The 18,251-nt window shown below is 75.3% G+C and carries 19 protein-coding genes; 18 read left to right on the forward strand and 1 reads right to left on the reverse strand.

Annotated features, from left to right (window positions below):
- Positions 1-19 precede the first annotated feature (19 nt).
- The 16 genes from murC (at position 20) to ACFY23_RS08245 (ending at position 15,116) form a co-directional block, all read left to right on the forward strand.
- Positions 20-1,573, forward strand: coding sequence for a UDP-N-acetylmuramate--L-alanine ligase (gene murC / locus ACFY23_RS08170; RefSeq protein ID WP_350685960.1), 1,554 nt, complete (start codon positions 20-22; stop codon positions 1,571-1,573).
- A complete protein-coding gene (locus ACFY23_RS08175; RefSeq protein ID WP_350819044.1) occupies positions 1,570-2,385 on the forward strand; it encodes an FtsQ-type POTRA domain-containing protein in 816 nt (271 codons plus the stop codon). The genes murC and ACFY23_RS08175 overlap by 4 nt, the downstream gene beginning before the upstream one ends.
- Before the next feature lie 252 nt (positions 2,386-2,637).
- On the forward strand, positions 2,638-3,753 hold the full coding sequence (gene ftsZ / locus ACFY23_RS08180; RefSeq protein ID WP_350686241.1) for a cell division protein FtsZ: 1,116 nt from the start codon (positions 2,638-2,640) through the stop codon (positions 3,751-3,753).
- Between the two features lie 9 nt (positions 3,754-3,762).
- The gene (locus ACFY23_RS08185) at positions 3,763-4,509 is read left to right on the forward strand and encodes a YggS family pyridoxal phosphate-dependent enzyme (protein WP_350686243.1); all 747 of its coding nucleotides are present in this window, start codon (positions 3,763-3,765) and stop codon (positions 4,507-4,509) included.
- A gap of 195 nt (positions 4,510-4,704) precedes the next feature.
- A complete protein-coding gene (locus ACFY23_RS08190; protein ID WP_350686245.1) occupies positions 4,705-5,400 on the forward strand; it encodes a cell division protein SepF in 696 nt (231 codons plus the stop codon).
- A gap of 30 nt (positions 5,401-5,430) precedes the next feature.
- The gene (locus tag ACFY23_RS08195; RefSeq protein WP_350686246.1) at positions 5,431-5,736 is read left to right on the forward strand and encodes a YggT family protein; all 306 of its coding nucleotides are present in this window, start codon (positions 5,431-5,433) and stop codon (positions 5,734-5,736) included.
- Positions 5,737-5,780: 44 nt separating this feature from the next.
- Positions 5,781-6,581 (forward strand): DivIVA domain-containing protein, encoded by an 801-nt coding sequence (locus ACFY23_RS08200; RefSeq protein WP_350686248.1) that lies wholly within the window; start codon positions 5,781-5,783, stop codon positions 6,579-6,581.
- Between the two features lie 76 nt (positions 6,582-6,657).
- Positions 6,658-7,266 carry a hypothetical protein gene (locus tag ACFY23_RS08205; protein ID WP_350686249.1) on the forward strand — a complete coding sequence of 203 codons (609 nt, stop codon included), beginning with the start codon at positions 6,658-6,660 and terminating at the stop codon, positions 7,264-7,266.
- Positions 7,267-7,281: 15 nt separating this feature from the next.
- The gene (locus ACFY23_RS08210; protein WP_350686251.1) at positions 7,282-7,581 is read left to right on the forward strand and encodes a DUF167 domain-containing protein; all 300 of its coding nucleotides are present in this window, start codon (positions 7,282-7,284) and stop codon (positions 7,579-7,581) included.
- Between the two features lie 22 nt (positions 7,582-7,603).
- Complete coding sequence (locus ACFY23_RS08215) at positions 7,604-9,103, forward strand: potassium/proton antiporter (protein ID WP_350686252.1); 1,500 nt, start codon at positions 7,604-7,606, stop codon at positions 9,101-9,103.
- A 222-nt stretch (positions 9,104-9,325) separates the two neighbouring features.
- Positions 9,326-9,745 carry a TraR/DksA C4-type zinc finger protein gene (locus ACFY23_RS08220; RefSeq protein WP_088992775.1) on the forward strand — a complete coding sequence of 140 codons (420 nt, stop codon included), beginning with the start codon at positions 9,326-9,328 and terminating at the stop codon, positions 9,743-9,745.
- 66 nt (positions 9,746-9,811) lie between these two features.
- Positions 9,812-10,423 (forward strand): signal peptidase II, encoded by a 612-nt coding sequence (gene lspA / locus ACFY23_RS08225; RefSeq protein ID WP_350686254.1) that lies wholly within the window; start codon positions 9,812-9,814, stop codon positions 10,421-10,423.
- Positions 10,420-11,364 (forward strand): RluA family pseudouridine synthase, encoded by a 945-nt coding sequence (locus ACFY23_RS08230; RefSeq protein WP_350686255.1) that lies wholly within the window; start codon positions 10,420-10,422, stop codon positions 11,362-11,364. Before lspA ends, ACFY23_RS08230 begins: the two co-directional genes overlap by 4 nt.
- A 40-nt stretch (positions 11,365-11,404) precedes the next feature.
- Positions 11,405-12,412: a hypothetical protein gene (locus tag ACFY23_RS08235; protein ID WP_350819042.1), complete on the forward strand. Its 1,008-nt coding sequence runs from the start codon at positions 11,405-11,407 to the stop codon at positions 12,410-12,412.
- Between the two features lie 77 nt (positions 12,413-12,489).
- Positions 12,490-14,124 carry an AAA family ATPase gene (locus ACFY23_RS08240; protein WP_350686104.1) on the forward strand — a complete coding sequence of 545 codons (1,635 nt, stop codon included), beginning with the start codon at positions 12,490-12,492 and terminating at the stop codon, positions 14,122-14,124.
- Between the two features lie 56 nt (positions 14,125-14,180).
- Positions 14,181-15,116, forward strand: coding sequence for a DUF2567 domain-containing protein (locus ACFY23_RS08245; protein ID WP_350686103.1), 936 nt, complete (start codon positions 14,181-14,183; stop codon positions 15,114-15,116).
- Here the strand turns inward: ACFY23_RS08245 and ACFY23_RS08250 are convergent.
- Positions 15,031-15,735, reverse strand: a complete 705-nt coding sequence (locus ACFY23_RS08250; protein WP_350686102.1) for an LON peptidase substrate-binding domain-containing protein — start codon at positions 15,733-15,735, stop codon at positions 15,031-15,033. The two genes, ACFY23_RS08245 and ACFY23_RS08250, sit on opposite strands and share 86 nt — an antisense overlap.
- A 106-nt stretch (positions 15,736-15,841) precedes the next feature.
- Here ACFY23_RS08250 and hisD point away from each other — a divergent pair, with 106 nt between their 5' ends.
- On the forward strand, positions 15,842-17,164 hold the full coding sequence (hisD, locus tag ACFY23_RS08255; protein ID WP_350686100.1) for a histidinol dehydrogenase: 1,323 nt from the start codon (positions 15,842-15,844) through the stop codon (positions 17,162-17,164).
- Positions 17,161-18,231, forward strand: coding sequence for a histidinol-phosphate transaminase (locus ACFY23_RS08260; protein ID WP_350686098.1), 1,071 nt, complete (start codon positions 17,161-17,163; stop codon positions 18,229-18,231). Before hisD ends, ACFY23_RS08260 begins: the two co-directional genes overlap by 4 nt.
- Positions 18,232-18,251 lie beyond the last annotated feature (20 nt).

Below are 18,251 nucleotides of genomic sequence, written 5' to 3' on the forward strand. Positions count from 1 at the left end.
CGACCGGAAGGTTCCCGTCATGAACACCGCACAGTTCACCCCGGCAGGCACGCTCACCGCCGAGGACCTGGGCACGATCCACCTGATCGGGGTGGGCGGGGTCGGCATGAGCGGCCTGGCCCGGCTCTTCCTCACCCGGGGCATCCCCGTCTCCGGCAGCGAGCTGCGGGAGTGGCCGTCCCTGGCCGGCCTGCGGGCGCTCGGCGGCACCATCCACATGAGCCACGAGACGTCCAACCTCGACGGCGTCGACACGGTCGTCTACTCCTCGGCGATCCCGCAGGACCACCTGGAGATGGTGGAGGCGCGCCGCCGCGGCCTGCGCGTGCTGCACCGCTCCGAGGCCCTGGCCGCGGCAATGACCGGCCGCCGGACGGTGGCGGTCGCCGGCACCCACGGCAAGACGACCACCACCTCGATGGTCACGATGGTGCTCCAGCAGGCCGGGCAGGACCCGTCCTTCGTGATCGGCGGGGAGATCTCCGAGGTCGGCTCGGGCGCCCACCACGGCACGGGCGAGTACTTCGTGGTCGAGGCGGACGAGAGCGACCGCTCCTTCCTGATCTACCGCCCGTACGTGTCGATCATCACGAACGTCGAGGCCGACCACCTGAACACCTACGGCGACCTGGCCAACCTGGAGGCGGCCTTCGCCGAGTTCGCCCGGCTCACCGACCCGGACGGCTTCATCATCACCTGCGCCGACGACCCGGGCGGGCGGCGGCTGGCCGAGACGCTGCGCGCGGAGGGCCGGCGGGTGCACACGTACGGCGAGGCGGCCGACGCCGACCTGCGGCTGACCGGCATCGCCTCCTCGGCCCGGGGGGTCCGCTACCTGGCGGAGATCGACGGCCGGTCGCTGGGCGAGTTCCGGCTGCCGGTGCCGGGGCGGCACATGGGGCTCAACAGCGCCTCGGCGGTGCTGGCCGCGTACCTGCTGGGGCTGCCGCTGGAGGCGGCCGAGGCCGCGCTCGCGGCGTTCCCCGGCGTGCGGCGGCGCTTCGAGCGCAAGGGCGTCGCGGACGACGTGCTGGTCTACGACGAGTACGCCTACCACCCGACCTCGATGACGCTGGCGCTGCAGACGCTGCGCGAGGTGGCCGGGGACGGCCGGCTGATCGTGGTGTTCCAGCCCTACCGGCTCTACCGGACGCGCGACCTCCAGACGGAGATCGCCGAGGCGCTGGCCATCGCCGACGAGCTGGTGCTGCTGGAGGTCTTCGGCCCGGGCGAGCTGCGCCAGCCGGGGGAGGGCTCGGCGGCGCTGGTCGAGGCGGTGCCGCTGCCGGCGGAGCGGAAGGTCTTCGTGGACTCCTGGGAGGCGGCGCCGGCCGAGGTCTCCCGGCGGGCCCGCCCCGGTGACGTCGTGGTGACCATGGGGGCCCCGCCGATCTCGCTGATGGGGGACCAGCTGCTGGACGCGCTGTCGACGCGTACCGCCGATCCGGCGGCGCCGGCGGGCACGACGCCCGGCGGCGAGGCCGGCGGGGCGACGACCATCGGCGGCACGGTTCCCGGCGTCGGCGGCGCCGGCGGCGCGGTCCCGGACGGCGCGGCGCCCGCGGCCGGATGAGCCCCGGTCCGGCGCGCGGGCGGACCACCGGCGCGGACGGCGGTGGCCGGCGCGGACCGGTGCGCCGGTGGCAGCTGGTCCGGGCCGGCAGCGACGCGGTCCCCGCCTCCACCCGGCGGTTCATGGCCCGGGCCCGGCAGCGCCGGATGCGGGCCGCGCTGCCGTGGGCGATCGCGGCCGGCGTGCTCGGCCTGGCCGGGCTGGTTGCCTGGGCCCTGCTCGGCACCGGGTTGTTCGGGGTGCGCGAGGTCCGGGTGGAGGGCGCGGAGCTGGTCAGCGCGGTGCAGGTGCGCGACGCGGCGGCGGTGCCCGACGGGGCCCCGCTGGCCGGGGCGGACCTGGCCGCCATCGCGCGGCGGGTCGGGGGGCTGCCGGCGGTGGAGCGGGCGGTCGTCACCCGGGACTGGCCGGACGCGCTGGTGGTCCGGGTGACCGAGCGCACGGGCGTGGCGGCGGTGCCGCGCGGCGAGCAGTTCGTGGTGATCGACGGGGTGGGTGTGGTGTTCCGGACCCTGCCCCGGCAGCCGGACGGCCTGCCGGTGGTCCGGCTCGCCGAGCCCGGGCCGGACGACGGGGCGACCCGGGCCGCCCTGGAGGTGCTCGCCGTGCTCACCCCGGAGCTGCGGGCCGAGCTGGTGGACGTGACCGTCGAGGGGCTGGCCCGGATCAAGCTCCGGCTGCGCGGCGAGCGGGTGGTGGTCTGGGGGGACGCGACCCGGGGCGCGGACAAGGCGCGGGTCGCCACCGCCCTGCTCGACCGCAAGGCCGAGACCATCGACGTGAGCGCCCCGGACGTGGTGACCCTGCGGTGACCGGCGGCTCGGTCCCACCGGGCGACGTGACCCGTCCCGCTCCCGCGGCGACACGCCGGGCGGGTCCTTGGCTCACGGCGTGGGTGCGCTTACGTTGCCCCGAAGGGGATCAGTGGTTGACATAACTGTAAGCCTCTAGTAGAGGGTGAGGGTTTAATCCTGATCCTCGCTGGTGACAGCTGTCGTCGACCGCTGGTCTGGCCAAGCCGTACCCGGTCGGCCCATGCCAATCTCGAAGGGAAAGGACCGGAGATGACACCTCCGCACAACTACCTGGCGGTCATCAAGGTCGTCGGCATCGGTGGCGGCGGCGTCAACGCCGTCAACCGGATGATCGAGGTTGGGCTCAAGGGCGTCGAGTTCATCGCGATCAACACCGACGCGCAGGCGCTGCTGATGAGCGACGCCGACGTCAAGCTCGACGTCGGCCGCGAGCTGACCCGTGGCCTCGGCGCGGGCGCCAACCCCGACGTCGGCAAGAACGCCGCAGAGGACCACCGCGACGAGATCGAGGAGGTGCTCAAGGGCGCCGACATGGTCTTCGTGACGTGCGGCGAGGGCGGCGGCACCGGCACCGGCGGGGCGCCCGTGGTGGCGAACATCGCGCGCAAGCTCGGCGCGCTGACCATCGGCGTGGTGACCCGGCCGTTCTCCTTCGAGGGCAAGCGCCGTCAGGTGCAGGCCGAGTCCGGAATAGACGAGCTGCGCAACCAGTGCGACACGCTGATCGTCATCCCCAACGACCGGCTGCTGGCGCTCGGCGACCGCAACATCAGCATGATGGACGCGTTCCGCACCGCCGACCAGGTGCTCCTCTCCGGTGTCCAGGGCATCACCGACCTGATCACCACGCCGGGCCTGATCAACCTGGACTTCGCCGACGTCAAGAGCGTGATGAGCGGCGCGGGCAGCGCGCTGATGGGCATCGGCAGCGCCCGCGGCGAGAACCGCGCCGTCGAGGCGGCCGAGGCGGCCATCTCCAGCCCGCTGCTGGAGCAGAGCATGGACGGCGCCCGCGGCGTGCTGCTCTCCATCGCCGGCGGGTCGGACCTGGGCCTGTTCGAGATCAACGACGCGGCCCAGCTCGTCACCGACGCGGCCCACCCGGACGCCAACATCATCTTCGGCGCGGTGATCGACGACGCCCTCGGCGACGAGGTGCGGGTCACCGTCATCGCGGCGGGCTTCGACGGCGGCGCGCCGGCGTACAAGGCCGCCGAGTCGGGCCGCAAGCCCAACCAGAACCAGCCCACCCAGCCCAGCACGCCGGTGACGCCCCCGCCGACCATGCCGGCGCCGACCCAGTCGCCGCGCCGGGTGCTCTTCGACGACGTGGACGTGCCCGACTTCCTCAAGAACGGTTCCTGAGCCCCGCCGATGACCGACAGCCCAGCCACGGTGCGCCCGGACCGGCGCGCCGAACTCGCGGCCGGCCTGGCCGACGTACGATCCCGGATCGCGCAGGCGTGCGCCGACGCGGGACGGGACAGCTCCGAGATCACGATGATCGCGGTGACCAAGACCTACCCCGCCGGGGACGTGGTGGCCCTGGCCGGGCTCGGCGTCACCGACGTGGGGGAGAACCGGGACCAGGAGGCGTCCGCCAAGGCGGCCGAGGTGGCCGCGGCCGGGGTGACGCCCCGGTGGCACTTCATCGGGCAGTTGCAGCGCAACAAGGCCCGGTCGGTGGTCCGGTACGCCGACGTGGTGCACTCCGTCGACAGCGTCCGGCTGGCGCGGGCGCTGGACGCGGCCTCGGCGACGGGCCGGGACCGGCCGCTGGACGTGCTGGTCCAGGTCAGCATCGACGGGGCTACCGGCCGGGGTGGGGCGCTGCCCGACTCGGCCGACCCGGACGCCGGGCTCGGTCCGGTGGCGGAAGCGGTGGCCGGCGCGGACGGCCTGCGGCTGACCGGCCTGATGGCGGTGGCGCCGCTGGGCTGGGAGCCGGAGCGGGCGTTCGCCCGGCTGGCCGAGGTGGCCGCCGGGTTCCGGACGCTCCATCCGGCAGCCGACGCCCTCTCCGCCGGCATGAGCGGGGACCTGGAGATCGCGATCCGGTACGGCGCGACACATGTCCGCGTGGGCAGCGCGTTGCTCGGAATGCGTCCCACGCTGCGGTAGCCTGACCGCGAGAGAAGCAAATTACATGCGTGTTGTTTGAAGGAGCGGCATCCCTTTGTCGGGGGTCGTGGCGCGCGACGCGAATCGCGCGCCAGGGGATTGCCGGTCCGGTCCAGTGGGCAGATAGTGGTCCACTCGCGACAAGGCGACACGGCACGGGGGCGCGTGCCGCACGGCGGACGGGAAGGGCGCGGGATGGGTGCACTGCGCAAGGCGGGGGTCTGGCTCGGTCTGGTCGAAGAGGACGACGAGCGGGCCTATGACGACGGTGGCTACGACAAGGGCGGCTACCGCGATTCGCGCTACCGGCAGAGCCGGTACTCGGAGGAGTTCGCCGACGACGAGGAGGACGACGCCGAGGAGCCGCCGGCGCCCCGGCCCCGCCTCGGCGACCGCGGCCGGCTCTCCGAGCGGGTCGCCTCCCGGGCGGCGGAGGCCGAGCGGGCCGACGGCGACCGCCCGGAGCGGGCCGAGCGCTCCAGCGTCCGCTCCATCACCCGGTCGACCGCCGGCGAGACGTCCGGGGCGCTGACCTACCACACCCGCGACAACCTGGCCCTGGCGCCGCAGGCGCAGCAGCGGGAGCGGGCGGTCGTCGCCGAGGAGGAGCAGCGCTACCAGATCACCACGCTGCACCCGACCACGTACCGCGAGGCGCGGACCATCGGCGAGCACTTCCGCGACGGCGTCCCGGTGATCATCAACCTCACCGAGATGGACGAGGCGGACGCACGCCGACTTGTCGACTTCGCCGCCGGGCTCGCGTTCGGCCTGCGCGGTACGATCGAGCGCGTGACCAATCGGGTGTTCCTGCTCTCACCGGCCAACGTTCAGGTCACCGCGGAGGACAAGGCCAAGATCGCCGAGGGCGGCTTCTTCAGCCTGAGCTAGCCCCGCCCGACCCGAGGGACGTCACCTGCCGTGTTGTCGATCGTGCTGCAAGTGCTGTATCTGGTGCTCTACATCTTCCTCATCACCCTGCTCGCCCGGTTCGTCCTGAGCGCCGTCCTGCAGTACGGCCGGCGCTGGCAGCCGGGCCGCGGGGCGTCGGCGGGTCTGGAAATCGTGTGGACCGTCACTGATCCGCCCCTCAACGCGTTGAGGCGTGTGATCCCTCCGTTGCGAATTGGTACCGTGAGCATCGACCTGGCCTCACTTGTGCTCCTGGTTATCCTGTTCGTGCTGATGGAGTTCGTGTTGGAGCGGTCGATCATGAGCCTTGTCTGATGACCGACGCGCTTTCGCGGCCGCAACTGACCCGAGGAGTTTCGATGCCGCTGACCCCGGCCGATGTCCACAACGTCGCCTTCAAAAAGCCGCCGATCGGCAAGCGGGGGTATGACGAGGAGGAGGTCGACGCTTTCCTGGACGAGGTCGAGCGCGAGCTTGCCCGTCTCATCGAGGAGAACAACGAGCTGCGTGCCCAGGTGGAGCGTGGCGGCCGTGGCGGCGCCCCCGCCGGCCCCGGCGGCGACGCCCGTCTCGCGGCGGAGCTCAACGACGTCAAGGCCCAGCTCGACCGGGTGCAGCGCGACAAGGCGGCGGCCGAGCAGGCCGCCCGGGCGATGCAGGCGGAGCTGGAGCAGGTCCGTTCGGCCGGTGGGCCGGCGGCGACCGGTGACGGCGAGCAGCAGGCCCTGCGGGTGCTGATGATGGCCCAGCGGACGGCCGACGACCACGTCTCCGACGCCCGCCGCGAGGCCGACCAGCTGCTCTCCGAGGCCCGTTCCAAGGCCGAGGAGGTCACCCGCGAGGCCCGCGCCAAGGCCGACGCCCTCGAGCGCGACGCCCGCCAGCGGCACCAGGAGGCCATGGGCGGCCTGGACGCCAAGCGCACCGCGCTGCAGAAGCACATCGAGGAGCTCAAGCAGTTCGAGCGCGAGTACCGCACCCGCCTCAAGGCCTACCTGGAGAGCCAGCTGCGCGACCTCGACGGCCGTGGCCAGGGCCTGGAGGTCGAGATGACCCGTAACGAGGGCACCCGGGCCGCCGGCGGCAACGGGCTTGCCGCAGCCGGTCTCGCCGGCTCCTACGGCGGCGGTCGTTCCGGCGCCCTCGAAGCCGGCCGCTGAACCACCGGTCGGCGGCCGTCGTCACCGCGACGGTCGCCGACCTCGCCTCATCGGCACGACCCGGCGGGGGTGAGCCGTGATAGTCGCGAGTCTCCTGCTCATCCTCGTCGCGGTGGTGCTGCTGGTGGCCGGCCTGGCCGGCGGCTCCAGCATCCTTCTCGTCGTCTCCATCGCGGCCAGCCTGCTGGCCGCCGTCGCGCTGGTCGTGGGCGCCCGCCAGGCGGCCGCCGACCGGGTGGCGGCGGAGCGGCCGGCGCGGCCGTCGCGTACGGCGCCCCGACCGGCCGATCCGGCCTTCGCGTACGGGCCGCCCGTGGAACCGGAGATCCCCGTCCAGCACGTCCCTCCGACGGTCGACGCCGGCGGCACCGGGTGGCGGCAACCGCCCGAGCCACCGGTGGCCGACGCCGGCTCCCGTGGCGCCGCGCCCGGCGTGGCCGGGGCGTACGACGACGAGCCGGCGGAGCAGGACGTCACGCCGGCCGACGCGGCCCGGGTGGCCCGCCTCGACGCCGAGGTGCGGGTGGTCGACGGGCGTCCCCGCTATCACCTCGCCGACTGCGCCCACCTCCTGGGCCGCGAGCACGAGCCGCTGCCGGTCGCCGAGGCCGTCGAGCTCGGCTTCACCCCGTGCGCCCACTGCGCGCCGGACACCGCCCTGCTCACCGACACCGGCCGGCGCTGAGTGGCCCCGGTTTCGATGGACGACACGCTCACCGTGGCGGTTCGGGTGAAGCCCGGCTCCGCCCGCGCCCGCGTCGGCGGGCGCTTCGACGGCCCGCACGGGCCCGCGCTGGTGGTCGCCGTGAACGCGCCGGCCGTGGACGGCCGGGCCACCGAGGCGGCCCGCCGGGCGCTGGCCGGGGCACTGGGCGTCCGACCGGCCGCGGTGTCCCTGCGGGCGGGTGCGGCCAGCCGCGACAAGCTCTTCCTGGTCGAGGGTTCCGCCCCGGAGCTGACCGAGGCGCTGCGCCGGCTGCGCGACGGGGCCGCCGGGTGACGTACGCCCAGGTCGGGCACCCGTGACGCCGGGGCTGGATCTCGCGCTCCTGCTCGGCGCGGCGGTCCTGTTGGTGGCGGTCGGGGCGGTGCGGCTGTCCACCCGGCTCGGGGTGCCGAGCCTCCTGGTCTACCTGGCCCTCGGCGTCGCCATCGGCGAGGCCGGGCTGGGCATCCGCTTCGACGACGCGGAGCTGACCCGGACCCTCGGCTTCTGCGCGCTCATCGTGATCATCGCCGAGGGCGGGCTGACCGCGCGGTGGAGCACACTGCGCCCGGTGCTCGGGCTGGCCGCCCTGCTCTCCACGGTCGGCGTGCTGGTCAGCATCCTGGTCGTCGGCCTCGCCGTGCACCTGTTGCTCGGGCTGGACTGGCGGTTGGCACTGCTCTACGGGGCGGTGCTCTCCTCCACCGACGCGGCCGCGGTCTTCGCCACGCTGCGCCGACTGCGCCTGCCGCCCCGCCTGGTGGCCACCCTCGAGGCCGAGTCGGGGATGAACGACGCCCCGGTCGTGCTGCTGGTGGTGCTGCTGTCCCGGGAGGGGGTCACCCATCCCTGGTGGTACGAGACCGCCCTGGTGAGCTACGAGCTGGGCGTCGGCGCGGCCGTCGGTTTCGTGGCCGGCGTCGGCGGGCGGTGGGCGCTGCGGCACGCCGCCCTGCCGTCGGCGGGGCTCTATCCGATCGCGGCGGTCGGGCTGACCGTGTTCGCCTACGCCGCCGGCGCGGTGCTGCACGCCTCGGGTTTCCTCGCCGTCTACGTGGCGGGGGTGATCCTCGGCAACGCCCGGCTGCCGCACCGGCAGGCCATCCTCGGCTTCGCCGACGGGCTGGCCTGGCTGGCGCAGATCGGGCTGTTCGTGCTGCTCGGGTTGCTCGTCACGCCGAGCCGGCTGGGCTCGGCGGTGCTGCCGGCGGTGGTCGCCGGGCTGGCGCTGGTGCTGCTCGCCCGTCCGCTGTCGGTGGCGGCGTCCGCGCTGCCGTTCCGGTTCGGCCTGCGCGAGCAGGCGTTCCTGTCCTGGGCGGGGCTGCGCGGCGCGGTGCCGATCGTGCTCGCCACCATCCCGTTGTCGGAGCGGGTGCCGGGTGCCGACCGGCTCTTCGACTCGGTCTTCGTGCTGGTGGTGATCTTCACGCTGCTGCAGACCGGGACCCTCGCTCCGGTGGCCCGCTGGCTGCGGGTGACCGCGCCGGCGGAGGCGGCGGAGATCCGGGTGGAGACCGCCCCGCTGGAGCGGATGCGTGCCGACCTGCTTCAGGTGGAGGTGCCGCCCGGTTCCCGGCTGGCCGGGGTGCACGTCGACGAGCTGCGGCTGCCGCTGGGCGCCTCGGTGACGCTGGTGTTGCGGGACGGGGTGGGCGTGGTGCCCGGCCCGGACTTCCGGCTGAAGACCGGCGACAGCCTGCTGATCGTGGCGACCGCCGGGGTGCGCGACGAGGCGGAGCGCCGGCTGCGGGCGGTCAGCCGGCGGGGCCGGTTGGCCCGCTGGTTTGGCGAGTACGGCGAGGACCGTACCGGTTGATCTGCTAGCGTTCCTTTTGCCCCGAAAAGGGATGGCTCGGGGCCGAGCGGCGGTGCGTCGGAGCGGCACGTTGTCGGACGCCTGTACGTTCCGTATTCTTGCGAATCTCCGGAGTGCGCGGCCACGTCGCCGCGCGCCCCTTTTGTACCTGGGGGCGCCGATGTCGGCGGCCCCTGTCCAGGCGCCGCGGTCCGCCGCGGCTCCGCGGCCGAGGGAGCGACGATGGCGAAGCCAGCCGAGACCAGGACCGCCGGCCGCAAGCCGGTGGCGAAGGCCACCCGCAGCGCGGCGGAGACCGAGAAGATCCGGGCGGCCCTGGCGGCGCGGCGTGACGAGTTGCGCGCCGAGTACGATCAGACGCTGAGCGAGATCACCGAGCTGCAGCGCGACCGGCTGACCGACTCGGCCGGGGACGACCAGGCCGACACCGGGACGAAGACGTTCGAACGCGAGCAGGAGATCTCACTCGCCAACAGCATCCTGGAACGGATCACGCAGGTCGAGCGGGCGTTGGAGCGGCTCGACGAGGGTGGCTACGGCTGGTGCGAGCGGTGCGGCAACCCGATCCCGGTGGAGCGGCTCGCCGCGTTCCCGTCGGCCACCCTCTGCGTGACGTGCAAGCAGCTGGAGGAGCGGCGCTGAGGCCTGCTCCCCGGCGGCCATGGGAGGCGGCGCACGAGCGCCGCCGCGAGCGTCGATGGGGAGCAGATGTCCGAAGCACCGCCCGCCGGGTCCGGCAGCGCTGAGCCGGGTGGCGGCACGCCCCGCCGCCGGGCCGTCACCATCCTGCTCGGCGTCGCGCTGACCGCCCTCGCGGCCGACCTGGTCACCAAGCACCTCGCCCTGCTCGCCCTGTCCGACCGGGAGCCGGTCAAGCTGCTCGGCGGCGCGGTCTACCTCACCCTGACCCGCAACAGCGGCGCGGCCTGGAGCATCGGCGCCGACCACACCTGGGTCTTCCCGCTGATCACCATGGGCGTGGTCGGCTGGATCCTCTGGATGGCCCTGCGGCTGCGCTCGCTGCCCTGGGCGATCTCGCTCGGCCTGGTGCTCGGCGGGGCGCTGGGCAACCTCACCGACCGGATCTTCCGCGCCCCGGGCTGGTTCGTCGGGCACGTGGTGGACATGGTCAGCCTCTTCGACCCGTACGGCCGGGTCTGGCCGGTGTTCAACCTGGCCGACAGCGCCCTGGTCTGCGGCGTGGTGCTCGCCGTCGCGCTGGAGCTGACCGGCCGCCAGCGCGACGGCAGCCGGATCGGCAAGGACGGGGCCACCGAGGCGACGGCGCCGGCCGACGCGGGGCAGCGGGAGCGCGCATGACCTCCGCCTTCGCCGCCGGCGGCGACCACCGCTCCCTGCCCCTGCCCGACGGCCTCGACGGCACCCGGCTCGACCAGGCGGTGTCGCGGCTCTTCGGGCTCTCCCGCACCGCCGCCGCGGCCCTGGTCGACGCCGGGGACGCGCTGGTCGACGGGGTGGTGCGGGCCAACTCGTACAAGGTCAGGGCCGGCTCCTGGCTGGAGGTGACCCTGCCCGCCCCGGCCGCCCCGCCCACCGTGGTGCCGCAGGCGGTCCCCGGGCTGCGGGTGGTGCACGCCGACGACGACATCGTGGTGGTGGACAAGCCGGTCGGCGTCGCCGCGCACCCGAGCCCCGGCTGGACCGGCCCCACGGTGATCGGCGCGCTGGCCGCGATCGGGCACCGCATCTCCACCAGCGGCGCTGCCGAGCGGCAGGGCGTGGTGCACCGGCTCGACGTGGGCACCACCGGGATCATGGTGGTGGCCAAGAGCGAGCAGGCGTACACCGCGCTGAAGCGGGCGTTCAAGTACCGCGAGGTCGAGAAGCGCTACCACGCCGTGGTGCAGGGGCACCTCGACCCGCTGCGGGGCACCATCGACGCCCCGATCGACCGGCACCCCACCCACGACTACCGCTGGGCGGTGGTCTCCGGCGGCAAGCCGAGCATCACCCACTACGACACGGTGGAGGCGTTCCCGGCGGCGAGCCTGGTCGACGTCCGGCTGGAGACCGGCCGCACCCACCAGATCCGGGTGCACTTCTCCACCCTGCGGCACCCGTGCGTGGGCGACCTCACCTACGGGGCGGACCCCACCCTCTCGGCCCGGCTGGGCCTGACCAGACAGTGGCTGCACGCCCGCTCGTTGAGCTTCCTGCACCCCCGTACGGGCGACGAGGTGCGCTTCGTCAGCGACTACCCTGACGACCTGGGCCGGGCGCTCGAGATCCTCCGCGACTGAGCGTCGCCCACCGCCAGACGATCCGACGAGGGGGGACCCCGTGCGCGCCGGCGACCCGCTGCGGCGGAGGGACCAGCGACCGCTGTCCCGGCTGGCCGGCGCCGTGCCCCGGCCCGGCGGCGGTCCCGCCCGGCCGCGGGTGCTCACCACGGTCGCGCTGCTCTCCTGCGCCGCCGTGCTGCTCACCGCCGTGTGGGCCGGCGACGACCGCCCGACCGGTGACCGCACCGGCGGCGAGGTGACCCGGGTCGGGGTGGCTCACGGCGACTCGATCCCCGGCTACGTCCGCGCCGCCGCCGCCGACCTGGCCGCGCTGCAGCCCGCCGCCCCGGCGGCCGGCGACGGGACGTACGCCCTGGTCTCCCTCTCGTCCTACCTGACCCCGCAGCGGGCGGCGGCGGTCGTCGGCGACGTGCCGGTCGCCGTCGTCTTCGGGCGGGTGCCGCTCGCCGACCGGCAGACCGAGCTCGTCCGCATCCCCGCGCAGCGGGTGCCCGACGACGTGGTCGCCGGCATGGCCGACCTCGCCGCCCGCAAGGACCGGGAGGCCACCGACTACCGCGCCCGGGCCGCCGCGCTGACCGGCGGCGGGCAGGCCGAGCGCGAGCTGCGGCAGGTGTACGACAGCGGCGCCGAGGTGGCGGCGGCGGAGGCGGCTGCGTACCGCTCCGGCTGCGCCTGCCTCTACGCGGCGGTGGTCCGCGCCGATCCGGTGGCCCTGCGCCGCGTGGCCGCCCGGCCCGGGGTGCGGGCGGTCGACCCGGCACCCGAGGTCACCCGCCTCGACCGGACCGTCTTCACGCCGCCGCTGCCCGAGCAGCGGGAGGTCGCGCACCCGCCGGCCGACGCCGGCCTCGCCCGGGGCGCGGCCGCGCGCGACCGGGGCTCGCCCGCGACACCGCCGGTGGGCGAAACGTCGGAACCCGCACGCGAGGTGACGAATTCGTCACCGGTTCCGACCGGCCCGGCATCCGGCGGAATCCCGTCGCCGACCCCGCCCACCTCGGCAGACGCCGCCGCCGGCGGCACCCGGGTGCCGGCCGGGTGACGGGGGGCAGGACCGAAGGTGCGCGGACGGGTGTGGTCCGAATAGGGTTTCGTTCGTAGCCTGTCAGGCGGACGTCGATGGTGCTGGGAGGGCGAGCCGTGGAGGGCAGCGAGACCGGCTGGGCACGGCCGGCCGAACCAGCACCGCGGTGGCGGGCGCTGCTCGACCGGGCCCGGCACGGCGGTCGACCGGCCGAGCAGGCCGAGACCGACCGGCGCGAGGCGCCGCCGCCGGCCCCGCCCGAGCCGCTGCCGCGCCGGTCGTCGGGCACCGGCTACGCGCGGGTGCCGGCCATCGGGCGGGCCCCCGAGCCGCCGTACGGCGCGGAGCCCGGCCACCCGGGCCACCTCCCGGAGACCGGCCCGCCGGGGTACGGCACGGAGTACGGCCGCTCGGCCGACGCGGGTTACGGCCGGTCGTCTGACGCGGGTTACGGCCGCTCCGCCGACGCCGGCTACGGCCGGTCGTCCGACGCGGGTTACGGCCCCTCCGCCGACGCGGGTTACGGCCGCCCGGCCGACGCCGGGTACCGGGCCGAGGCCACCTACCGGGTGGAGCCGGCCTACCGGGTGGATCCCGCGGAGCCGGCCTACCGGGTGGACCCCGGCTACCCGGCCGAGCCGGATCACCGCGAGCCGCCGGTCCACCGGAGCGAGCCCTCCCACGTCGTGCCGACGCAGCGGCGCGGGCACGAGCCGGTCGAGTCGCGCTACGCGCTGCTGGACAACGGCTACCGGCACGAACCGCCCCCGGTCGAGTCCCGGTACGCCCCTCTGCTGGACAGCGGCTACCGCCCCGAGACCACCTACCAGCAGCCGCCCCCGGCGGCGCCGCCCGCCCCGCCCCCGGTGGCCGAGCGGGGCTACCCGGCCCGCGTCGAGTGGCGCCCGCGCGCGGCGGAGAGCGAGGTGGAACGCGCCACCGGGGTGCTCCGCCGCGACCTGGGCACCCCCCGGGTGCTCGCGTTCGCCAACCCCAAGGGCGGCGTGCACAAGACCACCGCCACCGTGCTGGCCGCGGCGACCGTCGGCAGCGTGCGCGGGCGGGGCGTGCTGGCCTGGGACGACAACGAGCTGCGCGGCACCCTCGGGCTGCGCGCCGGCAGCGCCCGGCACGCCCGCACCATCCGGCACCTGGTCAGCGACCTCGCGCACATCGAGATCAAGGAGGGCGCGGAGCTGCTGGAGCACCTCGACGACTACCTGCGGCACGCCTCCGACGGCTCGTACGACGTGCTGGCCGGCGAGGAGAGCCCCCGGTTCGCCCAGCGGCTCGACCAGTTCACCGTCCGGCGGGTGCTGGAGCTGCTGCGGCGCACCCACGACGTGGTCTGCGTGGACACCGGCAACAACGTGGAGAGCGCCAACTGGCGCACGGTCATGCAGGCGGCCGACCAGCTCGTGGTGACCACGGTGCCGCGCGAGGACGCCGCGTTCAGCGCCGACTGGATGCTGGACCTGCTGCACGAGGTGGGCATGGGCGAGCTGGCCGACAACGCGGTCACCCTGATCTCCTGCCCCACGCCGGGCCGCTCCACCCTCCAGGACGACCTGGAGCGCCACTTCGCCACCCGTACCCGCGCCGTCGCCGTGGTGCCGTACGACCCGGCGCTGGAGACGGGCTCCTCGATCGAGTACCACCAGCTCCAGCAGGAGACCCGGCAGGCGTGGCTGAAGGCGGCCGCGGTGATGCTGGAGCCGTTCGCCCGGTGAGCGGGTGTGCCGCCACCGGCCACCCGCGCCACAGCCCGGCCTGAGAGGATCACGGGGTGAGCGCGGACACCCCCGAACCCGACCGGCCCGGCCGCCGACCCGACGAGCCGGGCGCCCCGGCACCGGCAGCCCCGGCCGAGGGTGCCCCCGCCGGCCCGTACGCCGTGCGGGAGGCCGGGCAGCAGGTCGCGCCGGAGGCCGACGCGGGCGCCGCGTGGGAGGCCGGCCCGTCCGTCGCGCCGCCGACCGGCGCGACGAGCCCGTACGACGGCCCCGGCGCCGCCCCCTACGGCCACCCGGGCACGGCCTACGGGGTCGGCCACCCGGTCCCGCCCGCCGAGCCGGAGCTGCCGCGCCGCCGGGCGGTGCGGCTCGCGGCGGGCGCGGGGCTGGCGCTGACCGTCCTGGGGGTGCCGCTGGGGCTGCTCTGGGCCGCACTCGCCCCGGACACCCCGGTGCTCAAGGTCCCCGACGGCGCGATCTACGCCGAGCCGCAGCCGGAGCAGCCCGTCGCCGCCGACGGCTGGTTCAGCCTGCTCGGGCTGGGCTTCGGGGTGCTCGCCGCGCTCGCGCTCTGGTTCCTGCTGCGCCGCGTGCGGGGCCCGGTCGGCCTGCTCGCCACCGTGCTCGGCGCGTTCGGCGCGGCGCTGGTCGCCTGGCAGGTGGGCCGGCGGATCGGGCTGGCCGGCTACCAGCGGCTGCTGGAGACCGCCCCGGACGGCCGGGCCTTCAGCAAACCGGCGGACCTGCGGGCCGGCGGCATCGACCTGGTCTTCGGTGTGCTGCCGGTGCCGCACGGCAACCTGCTGCTGCCCGCCTTCGGTGCGGCCGTGACGTACACCCTGCTGGCGGGCTGGTCCCGCTGGCCGTCGCTGCGCCCGGAGCCCGAGCCCGGTGCGCCCGGGGTCAGTTGGGAGTCGGCGGGGAGGCCAGCTCCGCCAGCGGCACCGGAACCGCCCGCACCTGGCGCAGCAGCGCCGCCTCACGGTTGAGCAGCCGCAGCTCGGCGCGGAGCCGGGCGGCGGTGTCGTCGATGGCGAGCAGCCGCTGCCGGTCGGCCACCGTCAGCGCCGCCGTCGCGGCGACCAGGTGGGAGAGCACCGTCGGGTCCTCCGGCAACTGCTCGGACAGCTCCTCCGGGTCGGCCCGGATCAGCCCCAGGTACTGCCGGAAGACCGAGATCACCCGGGCGGCGAGCAGGTCGGCGACCTCGTCCGGCCCGTCCGGCTCGGGCAGCCACTCCACGTCGGCCGTGAGGTAGGGCGCGGCCTCGCGGTCGACGTCGGCGATCCGGAACCTGCGCCGACCCACGGTGACGATGTCGAAGCCCCCGTCGGGGCGCTCGGTGACCTGCCGCAGCTCGGCCGTGCAACCCACCTCGTGCAGGGTCACGTCGCCGCCGCCGGGCACCGGCCGGCCGTCCGGGGCGGTGGGGGCGACCTCCCAGCCGGCCTGGATTGCCACCACGCCGAACTCGCGCGGGGCGCCCTCGGGAAGCCCGACCAGGTGCCGGACCAGGGCGCGGTAGCGCTCCTCGAATATGTGCAGTGGCAGCACCAGACCGGGAAAGAGGACCGTCCCGAGCGGAAAAACCGGCAGCCGCGCAGTCACGCGTCGAGCGTAGCCCGATCCCGGCGCGGTGGCGTGTCCCGGCTCACCGTCCCGGCGTACGGGCGGCAGCGGTCGGCGTCCGGGCCGGCCGCCTAGACTCGCAAGGGTGTTGAACCGGATCGACCTGCGCGGCGGCGTCCGCGACCCGCGCCGCCTGCTGCCCCGTGCCCAGCTCGACGTCTCCGTGGCCGTCGAGAGGATCCGCCCGCTCGTCGAGGCGGTCCGGGAGCATGGTTACCCGGCGATCCGGGAGGCCAGCGAGCGGTTCGACGGGGTCTCGCCCGAGGTGCTGCGGGTGCCCGCCGAGGCGATCGCCGAGGCGGAGGGGACCCTCGACCCCGAGGTGCGCGCCGCGCTGCTGGAGTCGATCACGCGGGCCCGCAAGGTGCACGCCGACCAGCGGCGTACCGACCACACCACGCAGGTGGTGCCGGGCGGCACGGTGACCGAGCGCTGGGTGCCGGTCGACCGGGTCGGCCTGTACGTCCCCGGCGGCCTGGCGATGTACCCGTCGACCGTGGTGATGAACGTGGTGCCGGCCCAGGCGGCCGGGGTCCGCTCCCTGGTCGTGGTCAGCCCGCCGCAGAAGGACAACGGCGGCCTGCCCGATCCCCGGGTGCTCGCCGCGTGCGCCCTGCTCGGCGTCGACGAGGTCTACGCCGTCGGCGGCGCCCAGGCCGTCGCGATGCTCGCGTACGGGGCGGCCGTCGACGCCGGGGGCAGCGCGCACTGCGACCCCGTCGACATGATCACCGGCCCGGGCAACATCTGGGTGACCGCCGCCAAGCGGCTGCTGCGCGGCGTCGTCGGCATCGACGCCGAGGCCGGCCCGACCGAGATCGCCATCCTGGCCGACGACACCGCCGACCCGGCGCACGTCGCGGCCGACCTGATCAGCCAGGCCGAGCACGACCCCCTCGCCGCCAGCGTGCTGGTCACCCCGTCGGTCGCGCTGGTCGACGCGGTGGAGCGGGAGCTGGCCCGGCAGGTCCCGGCCACCAAGCACGCCGAGCGGGTCACCACCGCGCTGACCGGCGAGCAGAGCGGCGTCGTCCTGGTCGACGACCTCGACGCCGGGCTGCGGGTGGTCGACGCGTACGCGGCCGAGCACCTGGAGATCCAGACCCGGGACGCCCGCGAGTGGGCGCTGCGTGTGCGCAACGCCGGGGCGATCTTCGTGGGCGCCTGGTCGCCGGTGTCGCTGGGCGACTACTGCGCCGGCTCCAACCACGTGCTGCCCACCGGCGGCTGCGCCCGGCACTCCTCGGGGCTGTCCGTGCAGTCCTTCCTGCGCGGCATCCACCTGGTGGAGTACTCGCAGGAGGCGCTTCGCGAGGTGGCCCCGCACGTGGTGACCCTCGCCACCGTGGAGGACCTGCCCGCGCACGGGCAGGCGGTCAGCGTGCGCTTCCCGGGGGCGGCGTCGTGAGCGGGCTCGACGACCTGCCGATCCGGGACGACCTGCGCGGGCTCACGCCGTACGGGGCGCCGCAGCTCGACGTCGCGGTGCGGCTGAACACCAACGAGAACTCCTACCCGGTGCCCGAGCCGGTGGCGGACGCCATCGGCAAGGCCCTCGCGGCGGAGCTGCGCGACCTCAACCGCTACCCGGACCGCGACGCCGTGGCGCTGCGCGCCGACCTCGCCGGCTACCTGGGCCACGGGCTCACCGTCGAGCAGGTGTGGGCGGCCAACGGCTCCAACGAGATCCAGCAGCAGCTCCTCCAGGCGTTCGGCGGGCCGGGGCGCACCGCGCTCGGCTTCACCCCGGCGTACTCGATGCACCCGCTGCTGGCACTCGGCACCGGCACGCGGTGGGTGCCGGCCCGGCGCGGCGTCGACTTCGGGCTGACCGCCGACGAGGCCGTCGCCCAGGTCCGCGAGCACGCCCCGGACGTGGTCTTCCTCTGCTCGCCGAACAACCCGACCGGCACGGCGCTCGACCCGGCCGTCGTCGCCGCCGTGCTGGACGTCGCGCCCGGCATGGTGGTCGTCGACGAGGCGTACGCCGAGTTCGCCCGCCCCGGCACGGTCAGCGCGCTGGCGGTGCTGCCCGGGCACCCGCGGCTGGTGGTGACCCGGACGATGAGCAAGGCGTTCGGCTTCGCCGGCGGCCGGCTGGGCTACCTGGCCGCCGACCCGGCGGTGGTGGCGGCGGTGCAGCTGGTCCGGCTGCCGTACCACCTCTCGGCGCTGACCCAGGCCGCGGCCCGGGCGGCGCTGGCGCACCGCGACGCCCTGCTCGGCACGGTGGCCGCGATCATGCAGCAGCGCGACCGGATCGTGGCGGAGCTGCGCGGCCGGGGGCTGCGGGTCGCGGACAGCGACGCCAACTTCGTGTTGTTCGAGGTCGGGGGCGACCAGGCCGCCGCCTGGCGCACGCTGCTCGACGCCGGCGTGCTGGTCCGCGACGTCGGCCTGCCCGGCTGGCTGCGGGTCACCGCCGGCACCCCCGCCGAGACCGACGCCTTCCTCGCCGCCATGGAGAAGATCTAGTGGGAGCGCGAGGAGTGAGC

The sequence above is a fragment of the Micromonospora sp. NPDC000121 genome (assembly GCF_042899165.1).
GTDB lineage: Bacteria > Actinomycetota > Actinomycetes > Mycobacteriales > Micromonosporaceae > Micromonospora.